We start from the raw sequence: 11,619 nt of genomic DNA on the forward strand, positions 1-11,619 counted from the left end.
GCCGCTCCCCTCGCCGGCGCAGGGCGGCCTCCAGGCCACGGGTGGCACGGGACATACCGGGATCGGCGGCGCCTCCGGGGACGGCCACCGCCGAAGGCCGAGGCCCATCGACTCCGCCGGCACTCGTGGCTTCACCCTCGACCGTCCCGGCCGATGTGTCCGATGCCGAGTCCGAGTCCAGGTCCGGGTCCGGGTCCGGGTCCGGGTCCGGGTCCGGGTCCGGGTCCGGGTCCGTCCGCCTCGCCCGCAGGGAGCGCCGCACGGGCTCGGGGTCGAGTCCGTCGGCCCGTGCTTCGTTGAGCAGGCGGGCGAACGTGTAGCGAGGGTCCGCGCCGAGGGCCATCTCCAGCGCCTGGTCCGCCTCAACGGTGTCGCCGAGCGACCAGGCCACCCAACCCACGAGTGCCAACGGCGCGGCGGCGTGTTCCCCGTAGGGACCGACGCACCGGCGTGCCAGCGCCCGCCACAGGCGCAGGGCGTGGACGGCCTCCTCGCCCTCCATCCACTCCGCCGCACGGTCTCTGGTCAGCCGGTCCTGGAGGCCAAGGATCAGCGACGCGGCCTCGTCGTGCGCCAGCAGCTCGTCGTCCTTGAGATCGGCCGCGAGCGCGTCGGCCGCCCCCGGCGCGTCCGCGAGGCGCCGCATGACCAGGTGGGCCAGATCCAGCGTCGCCGCCTCCACCTCCTTGCGGGGAGTCCCGGCGAGGATCCTCGGCACGAGGTCCATCGCGGCCGCGTCGAGGGCGCGCGTCTGGTCCGTGACGAGCGCTGTCTCCAAGGGGGCCAGACGCGCCCTCAACCTCCCCAGGGACCCGCGTACCTGAATGCCCGCGAAGGCTGCCGTGGCCGCCATCACCGAGGTGCCGTCGGTCTCGATCACATTGCCCTCCGCCGGGCAGCACTTCGCGCGGGCGCAGCAGTAGGACCAGTACCTTCCTTCCGAGAGGCACAGCGCTTCCGTGACCGGCACGTCGAGGGCGCCGCACTCGGTGCGCAGCAGCTGGGCCAGCGGCCTGAGCCACTGCATGATCCGCGGCCCCGCGTCGGGGCCCGGGGCCGAGGCGTCCTGGCAGAGGAACGCGACGACGCTGTCGGGGTGGCCGTCCCTGCGCTCGCACTCGCCGATCAGGCACTGGGCCATCTGTCGCGCCACGGCCTCCCAGTCCTCGGTGCGCTCGGGGATGCCGAGGCGCACACGACCACCGAAACGGCCCTTGTGCAGGGCGACCAGGACAATGCTGTCGTCGGGTCGGAACCCGAGCAAGTACGGGAGCGCCTCCGCGAGTTCACCTGCCGTGCGGAGGGTGATCTTTGCTTCGCCGGTCAGCCCGGCCGGCTCGCTGTGATTCGTCATGCGCCGACCATGCCCCGGAACGCAGCACTCCGGTTCGGCCTGTGGATAACCTCGATCAGGGACACGACAGGAGTTGTCCACAGCCGGCGGGCTCGTTCGCGTGATGTCAGTGCGATCGGGTTGCATGGGGGCATGAGCAACGAAGAGCTGCGGACAGCCGCCGATACCGTTCTCGCCCGCCTCGTCGGCGACCCGAGCGGCACGGCCAGACTGCGCGAGGACCAGTGGCGCGCCATCGAGGCCCTGGTCGCCGACCATCGACGGGCCCTCGTCGTGCAGCGCACCGGCTGGGGCAAGTCCGCGGTGTACTTCGTCGCGACCGCGCTGATCCGCCACCGCGGCGGCGGCCCGACCGTGATCGTCTCCCCGCTGCTCGCGCTCATGCGCAACCAGGTGGAGGCGGCGGAGCGTGCGGGCATCCGCGCCCGCACCATCAACTCGTCGAACACCGAGGAGTGGGACGCCGTGCGGGCCGACGTGGCGACCGGCGAAGTCGATGTGCTCCTGGTCAGCCCGGAGCGGCTCAACAACCCCGACTTCCGGGACAACGTGCTGCCCCAACTCGCCGCGGCCACAGGCCTGCTCGTCGTCGACGAGGCCCACTGCATCTCGGACTGGGGGCACGACTTCCGCCCCGACTACCGCCGCCTGCGCACGATGCTGGCCGATCTGCCGCAGGGCGTCCCCGTCCTGGCGACGACGGCGACGGCCAACGCGCGCGTGACGGCGGACGTGGCCGAACAGCTCGGCACCGGCTCCGGCTCCGACGCCCTGGTGCTGCGCGGCCCGCTCGACCGCGAGAGTCTCAGCCTCGGGGTCCTGCGGCTGCCGGACGCCGCGCACCGTTTGGCCTGGCTCGCCGACCATCTGGAGGAGCTTCCGGGCTCCGGGATCATCTACACCCTCACCGTCGCCGCGGCCGAGGAAGTCACGGCCTATCTGCGACAGTGCGGCCACACCGTGTCCTCGTACACGGGGAAGACGGAGAACTCCGATCGGCAGCAGGCCGAGGAGGACCTCCTCGCGAATCGTGTGAAGGCGCTGGTCGCCACGTCGGCGCTCGGCATGGGCTTCGACAAGCCGGACCTCGGGTTCGTCATCCACCTGGGCTCCCCGTCCTCGCCGATCGCCTACTACCAGCAGGTGGGCCGCGCAGGCCGCGGAGTCGACCACGCGGAGGTACTGCTGCTCCCGGGCAAGGAGGACGAGGCGATCTGGCGCTACTTCGCCTCGCTCGCGTTCCCTCCCGAGGAGCAGGTGCGGCGCACGCTGGACGTGCTCGCTCAGTCCGACAGGCCGCTCTCCCTGCCCGCGCTCGAACCCCTGGTGGAACTGCGCCGGTCACGCCTGGAGACCATGCTCAAGGTCCTCGACGTCGACGGCGCGGTGCACCGGGTCAAGGGCAGCTGGATCGCCACGGGCCAGCCCTGGGCCTACGACACCGAGCGCTACGCGTGGGTGGCCAAGCAGCGCGAGGCCGAGCAGCAGGCGATGCGGGACTACGCGACGACGGACGGCTGCCGCATGGAGTTCCTGCGCCGTCAGCTCGACGACGAGAAGGCGGTCCCGTGCGGCCGCTGCGACAACTGCGCGACGCCGCGGTTCTCCGACGCCGTCTCGCCCGAAGCACTGAACTCGGCGCGCGGTGAACTCGGGCGCCCCGGCGTCGAGGTGGAGCCCAGGAAGATGTGGCCCACCGGGCTCGCGGCCGTCGGCATCGACCTCAAGGGCCGCATCCCCGCCAGTGAGCAGACCGGGGCCGGCCGGGCGCTCGGCCGTCTGTCGGACATCGGCTGGGGGAACCGACTGCGCCCCATGTTCGCGCCGCAGGCCCCGGACGGACCGGTGCCGGACGACGTGGCGGGAGCCGTCGTCGAGGTGCTCGCCGACTGGGCCAAGGGGCCGGGCGGCTGGGCGTCCGGTTCCGCCGACGCCTCACCGCGCCCCGTAGGTGTGGTGACGATGGCGTCCCACACCCGCCCACAGCTCATCCAGTCCTTGGGCGCAGGCATCGCGCAGGTCGGCCGCATGCCGCTACTGGGCAGCGTCTCGTACGCGCCGGGCAGCGACACCGCGCACATTCCGCGCAGCAACAGCGCACAGCGGCTGCGCGCCCTCGACGGCACGCTGACGCTCCCCACCGAGCTGTCCGAAGCGCTCGCGCGCGCGGGTGGACCGGTACTGCTCGTCGACGACTACATGGAGACCGGCTGGACGCTGGCGATGGCCGCCCGGCTGCTGCGCCGGGCGGGCGCCGAGGCGGTGTTGCCACTGGTCCTGGCGGTACAGGGGTGAGGAACGCGTAGCGATCCAACCTTTGGGCAGGGATATTGGCGACGCATCGTCAGATACAGGAACGCGGTCCCAATTGCTCGTTGCCGTCTGCCACTACGACGGGAAGAATTGGAGCTGCTCCCGCGCGGCTCCCCGTGATCCGGTGGATGGTAGAGCTGTGTCGCAGTGCGCTCCCCAGTCCGACCCCGCCCTCAGTGTGGGCGTGTAGCCGAAGGGAGGACCGTGGCCTTCGGATTCGCTCCGTCCTCGGCGGTATCGATGTCCGCGTCCTTGATGCGCACCGAGAGGTCCGCCGATTCCGTCAACCGACCGACAAGGCTGCTCGAACCCGCGGAGTGGGCGGCAGCGGGCATCCCGCTGCTGCGCAACCCGCGCGAGGTCGTCAGCGGGCTGCACTCCCGCCACCGACCGATCCCACAGACCGTCGTCGTAGCCGTGCTCGACCCCGACGAGCGGCTGCGGGCCAGCGCCTCGTTCGTGCGCCACGAGAGCGCCACCGACGGCTGGACGTTCCGCAACGCCCTGCTGTCCCAGCTGCGCCGGGTGATCCCGCACGATCTGCGCCGCCGCACGCCGGTACGCACCGCGGTGATGCTGTACTGCCGCGAGGGGGACACCCGTTGGACGGAGGAGGACGGGGCCTGGATGTGGGGGCTGCGCGACGCGTGCACGCTGCACGGCCTGCGCTGCGGCGCGTACATCACGATGACGCGGGACGGCTGGCAGGTACTCGGAGAGGGCAGGGCCGGTCGGCGCCCGAGCGTGGGCTCCGTGGCCGAGGCCCTGGGGGCCGGGGAGCCGGCGGCGCCGCGCACCGGCGGCGCCGCGACGGAGGTGCTCCGCCGCGCCGCGGCGCGCTGAACGGCACGGCGGCCGTCGCACGCCCGCCTGCCGGACTCCCCGGACACCGCTTCGCGGTGCGGGCAGCCGGCAAGCGGCGCGTCAGACCCCGGCGCCCAGCAACGAGTTGATGCGCTCCGGATCGCCGCACACGACGAGCAGCGCACCGGCCCGGCCGAGCGCGATCGGCAGCGCTGTGGTGGCCACCTCATCGGCTCCGCCGTTCACGGCGACGACGACCACCGGACGGGACGCGGCGCGGCCCAGAGCGGAAGCATCGGCGTAGAAGACGTCGTCACGCGCTTCGTGCTGCGCCCAGTAGGAGTCCTCACCGAAGGACAGCTCGTGGGCCGCCCACGGATGCGGGTCACCGGTGGTGACCACCAGGACGTCGCCGGGCGCGCGGCCCGAGTCGAGCAGCATGTCGAGGGCCTCCTCCGCAGCGTCCAGTGCGCCCTCGACCGAAGCCGGGATGAGCTGGATCTGCGGCTGGGAAGCCGAAGTCGACGTGGCGGCAGGGGCGTTCGGCCCCGGCTTGTGGACACCCGCCGACTCGCGCGGGGTTCGCTGCGCGGGCGGCATGGGCCTGGAAGGACCCGGACGTCCGGGTCGCGGTGGCGCCGCGGGACGCGGGCCGGGTACGGGGCGGGGGGTCGACGCGGTACGGCCGCTGGTGGGCGTGGCGCGGGGACCCTGGGCACTCTCGGGAATCTGAGGCTCCTCGGGACTGAGAGGCATGAGCTGATATCTATCAAACGCAGGTGCGGCTCGCGTCAACGGGTGGCACGTCAGTGCGAGCGTGGCGGTCAGAAGTCGAAGCCGAGCTGGCCCTCGATCTCTGGAACGCCGACGTCCGCCCAACTGCGGGCCTTCTTGAGGTGCCGCCACTGGGGCAGCGCATCAAGATACGCCCACGAAAGCCGGTGGTACGGGGTGGGCCCCCGTTCCTCCAACGCGGCGCGATGCACCGGCGACGGGTATCCGGCGTTCGCCGCAAACCCGAAGTCTGCATGGTCGATGCCCAGTTCGGCCATCATTTTGTCGCGGCGGACCTTGGCGATCACCGACGCCGCGGCGACGGCAATGCAGGAACGGTCCCCCTTGATCACCGTACGAACCTGCCAGGGGGCACCCAGGTAGTCGTGCTTCCCGTCGAGGATGACCGCGTCCGGCTGCACAGGCAGGCCCTCGAGGGCGCGCACGGCGGCGAGCCGGAGGGCTGCCGTCATGCCCAGACCATCGATCTCCTCGTGTGAAGCATGCCCGAGGGCATACCCGGACACCCAGCTCTCCAGCTCGACCGCGAGGGTCTCGCGGCGCTTGGGGCTGATCAGCTTGGAGTCGGTGAGGCCATCCGGCGGACGGCGCAGCCCGGTGACGGCGGCGCAGACGGTGACGGGACCGGCCCAAGCACCGCGACCGACCTCGTCGACACCGGCAATGATCTTGGCACCGGTAGTGGCGCGCAGTGAGCGCTCGACGGTGTGAGTGGGTGCTTCGTACGGCATGGCGGCAAACAGCGTAGCCCGCCCGAGTACCGTCGCGACACCCGGCTCACCTCAATGCGCCTGGAGACGCAACAACGGGACCATCACGTGGTCGATCATCTCCACCAGATCCCCCTCCTCCCATTCGCTTCCGCACACCTTCGAGCGATACATCATCAGCGCCGGAATCACGTCACACACGCTCGCCTCGTCGACGTCCGGGCGCACCTCACCTCGCTCAACACCACGACGTACGACTTCCTTGATCAATTCGACGCTGGGCTCGATAACGCCTTCCGTGATCACACCGTGGAAGCGCTCGGCGGTGAGGGTGTCGCATTCGTGAAGCACGGAGCGCAGCGCGTAGCCGGGCCGGGAGTACATGGCCGCCCGCAACCGGCGACACAGCTCCAGCAGGTCCTCCCGCACGCTTCCGCACTCCGGCGCCGAGTCCAACGCGGGCAGTCCCGCCTGGAGCGCGTCGACGACGAGATCCTCCTTGGAGGGCCAGCGCCGATACACCGCGGCCTTGCCGGTCTGCGCACCCGCGGCGACGCCTTCCATCGTGAGGCCGTTCCAGCCGACCGTACTGAGCTGATCCAACGCCGCTTCCAGAATGGCCCGTTCGAGAACGGGGCCACGCCTGCGAAGCGCGGAGGCCGCCTGAGCGGGGGCGGCCGTCCGACGTGAACTAACCATCATCATCTCTCCGTTGAGCCGTCCGAGAGCGGTTCGGACGCGCGGCAGCGAGCTCAGCACACGCTCACGTGCACTGATGGGGAGCCACCACCGAGCATCTCAGGCTTCACCCCTTCCTTTCGACGGGTCGACGGCAAGGTTCTTCCGGCGCATGCCCAACTCCCGTAAAGAACGCTTGTGTTCACTATGACGCTGACGCTACGATCCCACACAGGGAACGTGACCGTTCTCTAATCATGCCCATGGGGGGTCGCTCGTGACACAGGATCAGATCCAGGCACATCCGGCTCCACCCAGCAAGCCCCGCGCCACCGCGCGCCCACGCCGACCCGGCATCGCTCTGACAGTGATCGCCGCATGCCAACTGATGGTCGTGCTCGACGCCACCATCGTGAACATCGCCCTGCCCCACATCCAGACGGCACTGGGCTTCTCCACCAACAACCTGACCTGGGTGATCAACGCCTACGCGCTCACCTTCGGCGGACTGCTGCTCCTGGGCGGCCGGGCCGGCGACCTTCTCGGGCGCCGCCGCATGTTCATCACCGGTATCGCCCTGTTCAGCCTCGCATCGCTCTTAGGCGGATTCGCCCAGGAGCCTTGGCAGTTGCTCGCGGCCCGCGCGCTCCAGGGCGTCGGCGGCGCGATCGCGTCACCCACCTCGTTGGCCCTCATCGCCACCACGTTCCCCGAAGGACCCGAGCGGAACCGGGCGTTCGGGGTCTTCGCCTCCGTCTCCGCCGGTGGCGGCGCCGTCGGGCTGCTCGCCGGAGGCATGCTCACCGACTGGCTGGACTGGCGCTGGGTGCTGTTCGTCAACGTACCCATAGGCGTACTGATCGCCCTCCTCGCCCCGCGCTACATCAACGAGTCGCAGCGCCACCCCGGCCGGTTCGATCTGCCGGGCGCCTTCGCCTCGACCCTCGGCATGGCCGCCCTCGTGTACGGATTCATCCGTGCCGCCTCCGAAGGCTGGAGCGACGGCCTCGCCACCGCGTCCTTCGGCGCGGCCGCGGTCCTGCTGATCGCCTTCATCGCCATCGAGAGGCGCACCAGCCAACCGATCACGCCTCTGAAACTGTTCAGGGACCGCAACCGGTCCGGCACCTACGCGATGATGCTGAGCCTCGCCGCAGCGATGTTCGGCATGTTCTTCTTCATCGTGCTCTTCGTGCAGAACGTGCTGCACTACAGCCCGGTCAAGGCCGGCCTCGCCTTCCTCCCGGTGACCGCCGCCATCGTGCTCGGCGCGGGGATCGCCACGAACCTGCTGCCCCGGCTCGGCCCCAAACCCTTCATGACCGTGGGCTGTCTGCTGACCGCCACCGGCATGGGCTGGCTGACCTTCATCGACCCCGGCAGTTCCTACGCCAGCGGCATTCTCGGCCCGATGCTCCTGTTCGGGTTCGGCATGGGCCTGAACTTCGTCACGCTGACCCTGACCGCGGTCTCCGGCATAGCCGACAGTGAGTCCGGCGCGGCGTCCGGCATGCTCAACACCACACAGCAGGTCGGCGGCGCCCTCGGCCTGTCGGTCCTCACCACGATCTTCAGCAGCGCCAGCGAGAGCGAGGCCAAGAAGCAGATCCCGAAGTTCCTCGCCGAGGGCTCACCGGAACAGAAGGCCGAGTTCGCCAGGACCCACCGGCTGCCCGCTCCGTGGAACGACTCGGTGCTCGCCCACGGCATCAGCAACGCCTTCATAGCGGCCGCCTCGCTGGCCGTGGTCGCGGCACTCATCGCCCTGTTCATCATCCAGGTGCGCAAGAGCGACCTGGATGCGCTGAGCGGAAAGTCCGGGGCCTCGGCCTGAGGGGCACTCCCCCGGACCCGTTCTGTGCTTTACGCGGTCGGCGCCCAGGCCGGCAGTGCCTCGGTCCGCCCGAGCCACTCGGCCGAGGGCGCCCCGTCCGCGCCGGAGGCGACGATGCCGCCCACGATCGCGCAGGTCGTGTCCATGTCGCCGCCGACCTGGGCCGTGCTCCAGAAGGCCCCCTCGAAGTCGCCGAGGCCTCGCGCCGCCGACCAGATGGCGAACGGCACGGTGTCGTGGGCGGTCGTCCTCCGGCCGCAGCCGAGGACCGCCGCCACCGTGGACGCGTCCCCGTAGTCGAGCATGTCCTTGGCGCGACGCAGGCCGGCGCCCACCGCGCTGCGCGGCACGAGCGAGATCACGCCGTCCAGCAGGTCCTGCGGCGTGGGCGGCCCCGCGGCATCCGCCACCAGCGCGGCCGCGGCCGCCACTGCCATCGCCCCCACGACGGCCTCCCGATGCTGGTGCGTCGGGTAGGCGGAGATCTCGGCCTGATGCGTGGCCTGCTCGGGGTCGTCGGCGTAATAGGCGCCGAGCGGCGCGATCCGCATCGCCGCGCCGTTCCCCCACGACCCCCGCCCGTTGAACAGCGCGGAGGCCAGGGTCCGCCAGTCCGCACCCTCCCGGACCTGTTGCAGCAGCCGGTTCACGGCAGGGCCGTACCCGCGGTCGACGTCCTGGCGCTCCGCGAACGATCGCGCCAGCTCATCCTGGTCGACACGCTCGCGAGCGGCCAGGACGGACACCACCGAGGCGGCCATCTCGGTGTCGTCGGTCCACTGCCATGTGCCGTCCGGCAGCGCGCGGGCCTTGAGCAGCGGATAGTTCGCAGGAACGAAGAATTGTGATCCCAGCGCGTCTCCCACGGAGAGTCCGCGCAGGCTGGACAGGGCGCGGTTCAAGCGCCCGTCGGGTGAGGAGTCAGCGGTCATCGCATCGACACTCTATCCGGTGACTCCGTACGATTCCGGTTCGCACCAGCGGTCAAAGGGGCGGTCCATTTTGTACTTTCCGTTCTCCCCGAGAACGAGCAACCGCATCTCCGCGTTCCCGGGGTTCGACAGCGACTCGAAATCCGCGACGGACCAGTGGAACCAGCGCATGCAGAACAGCCGCATGGTCAGCCCGTGCGTCACGAGCAGGACGTTCGGCGGATGGTCCGGGTCCTCGAAGCTGCGGTGCAGGCTCTCCAGGAACGCGCCCACCCGGTCATACACGTCCGCCCCCGACTCTCCCTGGGCGAACCGGTAGAAGAAGTGCCCGTAGGCGTCGCGATATGCCTTCTGCAGCCGTACGTCCTCGCGGTCCTGCCAGTTTCCCCAGTCCTGCTCCCTGAGCCGGGGCTCTTCCCGGATGCGTACGAGATCGGGGTCGAGCCGGAAAGCGCGGAAGGTCTCATGGGTGCGCCGGTACGGCGAGACGTACACGCTCACCCGCTCGCGTCCGAAGAGCCGCCGGAGGTCCTCGCCGGTGGTCTCGGCCTGGTGCCACCCCTTGTCGGTGAGCGTCAGGGCGTGATCGGGCTCGCGCTCGTAGATGGTGTCGTCGGCGTTGCCTTCGGATTCGCCGTGCCGGACAAGAACGATGCGCCGCGGTCGTGCCATGCACACGACCCTAGATCGCCGGGCGGTTTCGAGCACCCGTGCGGGTTGTCCGGCGGAGATCCCGAGGACCACAGCGGTCGACCGTCGTGCACGCGCGCGTAGTCACGCGTTCAGACCGTCCAGGTCGACTCCAGGTCGACGATGTCCCCCGTGATGGCCGCGATGTCGACATCCGTCTGGGCGCGCACCGAAAGCCGCTCCACCCGGTCGACCTGGTACTTGCCGTGCTCGGCCGCTGATCGCCACATGGAGAGGACCAGGAACTCGTCTCCCGGGGCGTCGCCGAACAGCCCCCGGACCATGCCGGGTGAACCGGCCATCGCCGGGTTCCACACCTTCTGCTGCATCAACGTGTAGTGCTCGGCCCGCTCGGCGTGCACCGTGCAGTGCGCCACCCGCACAACGTCCGCGTCCGTGAACCGCGGCTCGAACCCGGTCTTCACATCGAAGCGATGGTCGAAGAGCTTCACCTGGATGTTCTTGTACGTCCCCGATTGCGCGGCCGCAAGCCGGTCGTGGGAGCGCGCCATGAAGGAGTCGTAGAAGGCACGGCTCTCCCAGAAGCCGAAGACGTGGGCCACATCGGGCCGTTGCCTGCTCCAGCCTCCACCCTGACCTCGGAATCCCGGCTCTCCCAGAAGCCCCGCCCATTTCCGCTGTCCCCGCTCGAAACCCCGACGATCCACCACAGTGCAACGAATCCACTTGACCAGCACCGCGCCATCGTACGGCGCGGCGGCCACCTGCCGTGGTGGTCCCGAACCCACGGTCGAGACGCCTCCGAGGGGATGGTCGTGTTGTTGTCAGTGGGACCACGTAGCGTATCGGTAGCACTCAACATCGCACCGAGGAGGGGGAGTTCGGTGAGCAGCCTCCGCAAGGGGATCGAGAAGATCGAGATCGCGTTGAAGTGGGACCCGAGTCCGCTGGGTTCGCCGCCCCATGATCTGGACCTCGTCGCCGCTACGTACACGGGCGACGATCCGCACGGCAGCCCGGATTACATCGTCCACTTCGACAGTCGTTCGCCGGACGGGACCATCACGCTCAACCGGGACAGCAGGACCGGGCAGGGCTTTGGCTTCGACGAGGTGATGACGCTCGAACTGGACCGGCTGGCATCGCGGTACGCGCGCGTGGTCGTGGGCGTGGCCATCCAGCAGGGCGAGCAACAGACCGATGAGGCAGCCAGGGCGAAGGTGTTCGCGGACGTGCCGAACACCGCGGTGCGCATACGGGAGGGCTACACCGACCTGTCGGAACACGACTTCTCGACGGTCGGCGCCTCTCCTTCGACCACGATCGCTGAATTCGTCAGGGACACCGAGGGCGAATGGTCGTTCCAGGAGACGGTCCGCGGTTTCGACGGCGATCTGACGACCTTCGCCGCGGCGATGGGCTCTCTGTAGATGCGCTGACGGCTTCGCGGCCGAGTCCGCGCCGTCAACGCCGAGGGGCGGCGGAACCGTAATGGTTCCGCCGCCCCTCGGTTCAGGCGCTCAGCCCGGTCGGGCGCTCAGCCGGACC

At 70.0% G+C, this 11,619-nt stretch carries 11 protein-coding genes; 4 read left to right on the forward strand and 7 right to left on the reverse strand.

Annotation, left to right across the window (positions count from 1 at the left end):
• Positions 1-1,354, reverse strand: a 1,354-nt coding sequence (locus OKJ99_RS30345; protein WP_326021138.1) for a DUF4192 domain-containing protein, incomplete at its 3' end; no start/stop codon positions are given.
• A 132-nt stretch (positions 1,355-1,486) separates the two neighbouring features.
• On the opposite strand from OKJ99_RS30345, the gene OKJ99_RS30350 reads away from it, so the two are divergent.
• Together OKJ99_RS30350 and OKJ99_RS30355 are read left to right on the forward strand one after the other, a co-directional pair.
• On the forward strand, positions 1,487-3,649 hold the full coding sequence (locus OKJ99_RS30350) for a RecQ family ATP-dependent DNA helicase (protein ID WP_326021139.1): 2,163 nt from the start codon (positions 1,487-1,489) through the stop codon (positions 3,647-3,649).
• Positions 3,650-3,871: 222 nt separating this feature from the next.
• Positions 3,872-4,510: a hypothetical protein gene (locus OKJ99_RS30355; protein ID WP_326021140.1), complete on the forward strand. Its 639-nt coding sequence runs from the start codon at positions 3,872-3,874 to the stop codon at positions 4,508-4,510.
• Positions 4,511-4,591: 81 nt separating this feature from the next.
• On the opposite strand, the gene OKJ99_RS30360 is transcribed toward OKJ99_RS30355, so the two are convergent.
• From OKJ99_RS30360 to OKJ99_RS30370, 3 genes are all read right to left on the reverse strand, one after another.
• Complete coding sequence (locus OKJ99_RS30360) at positions 4,592-5,227, reverse strand: hypothetical protein (RefSeq protein ID WP_326021141.1); 636 nt, start codon at positions 5,225-5,227, stop codon at positions 4,592-4,594.
• 68 nt (positions 5,228-5,295) lie between these two features.
• Positions 5,296-5,997, reverse strand: a complete 702-nt coding sequence (locus OKJ99_RS30365) for a ribonuclease HII (protein ID WP_326021142.1) — start codon at positions 5,995-5,997, stop codon at positions 5,296-5,298.
• Between the two features lie 51 nt (positions 5,998-6,048).
• Positions 6,049-6,675, reverse strand: coding sequence for a TetR/AcrR family transcriptional regulator (locus OKJ99_RS30370; RefSeq protein WP_326021187.1), 627 nt, complete (start codon positions 6,673-6,675; stop codon positions 6,049-6,051).
• Between the two features lie 271 nt (positions 6,676-6,946).
• Here OKJ99_RS30370 and OKJ99_RS30375 point away from each other — a divergent pair, with 271 nt between their 5' ends.
• On the forward strand, positions 6,947-8,488 hold the full coding sequence (locus OKJ99_RS30375) for an MFS transporter (protein WP_326021188.1): 1,542 nt from the start codon (positions 6,947-6,949) through the stop codon (positions 8,486-8,488).
• Positions 8,489-8,517: 29 nt separating this feature from the next.
• On the opposite strand, the gene OKJ99_RS30380 is transcribed toward OKJ99_RS30375, so the two are convergent.
• The 3 genes from OKJ99_RS30380 to OKJ99_RS30390 form a co-directional block, all read right to left on the reverse strand.
• The gene (locus tag OKJ99_RS30380) at positions 8,518-9,420 is read right to left on the reverse strand and encodes an ADP-ribosylglycohydrolase family protein (protein ID WP_326021143.1); all 903 of its coding nucleotides are present in this window, start codon (positions 9,418-9,420) and stop codon (positions 8,518-8,520) included.
• 12 nt (positions 9,421-9,432) lie between these two features.
• On the reverse strand, positions 9,433-10,092 hold the full coding sequence (locus tag OKJ99_RS30385) for a histidine phosphatase family protein (RefSeq protein WP_326021144.1): 660 nt from the start codon (positions 10,090-10,092) through the stop codon (positions 9,433-9,435).
• A gap of 110 nt (positions 10,093-10,202) precedes the next feature.
• Complete coding sequence (locus OKJ99_RS30390) at positions 10,203-10,808, reverse strand: YdbC family protein (protein ID WP_326021145.1); 606 nt, start codon at positions 10,806-10,808, stop codon at positions 10,203-10,205.
• A 147-nt stretch (positions 10,809-10,955) separates the two neighbouring features.
• Between OKJ99_RS30390 and OKJ99_RS30395 the strand changes: the two genes are divergently transcribed.
• Positions 10,956-11,501 carry a TerD family protein gene (locus OKJ99_RS30395; protein WP_326021146.1) on the forward strand — a complete coding sequence of 182 codons (546 nt, stop codon included), beginning with the start codon at positions 10,956-10,958 and terminating at the stop codon, positions 11,499-11,501.
• Positions 11,502-11,619: the final 118 nt, after the last annotated feature.

The sequence above is a fragment of the Streptomyces endophyticus genome, from assembly GCF_035798155.1.
Lineage (GTDB): Bacteria > Actinomycetota > Actinomycetes > Streptomycetales > Streptomycetaceae > Streptomyces > Streptomyces endophyticus.

Excerpts from the sequence above, each read along its gene's own strand:
- OKJ99_RS30370 (WP_326021187.1), bottom strand. The coding sequence starts at position 6,675 with ATGGTTAGTTCACGTCGGACGGCCGCCCCCGCTCAGGCGGCCTCCGCG.
- OKJ99_RS30360 (WP_326021141.1), bottom strand. The coding sequence starts at position 5,227 with ATGCCTCTCAGTCCCGAGGAGCCTCAGATTCCCGAGAGTGCCCAGGGT.
- OKJ99_RS30350 (WP_326021139.1), top strand. The coding sequence starts at position 1,487 with ATGAGCAACGAAGAGCTGCGGACAGCCGCCGATACCGTTCTCGCCCGC.
- OKJ99_RS30380 (WP_326021143.1), bottom strand. The coding sequence starts at position 9,420 with ATGACCGCTGACTCCTCACCCGACGGGCGCTTGAACCGCGCCCTGTCC.
- OKJ99_RS30365 (WP_326021142.1), bottom strand. The coding sequence starts at position 5,997 with ATGCCGTACGAAGCACCCACTCACACCGTCGAGCGCTCACTGCGCGCC.
- OKJ99_RS30385 (WP_326021144.1), bottom strand. The coding sequence starts at position 10,092 with ATGGCACGACCGCGGCGCATCGTTCTTGTCCGGCACGGCGAATCCGAA.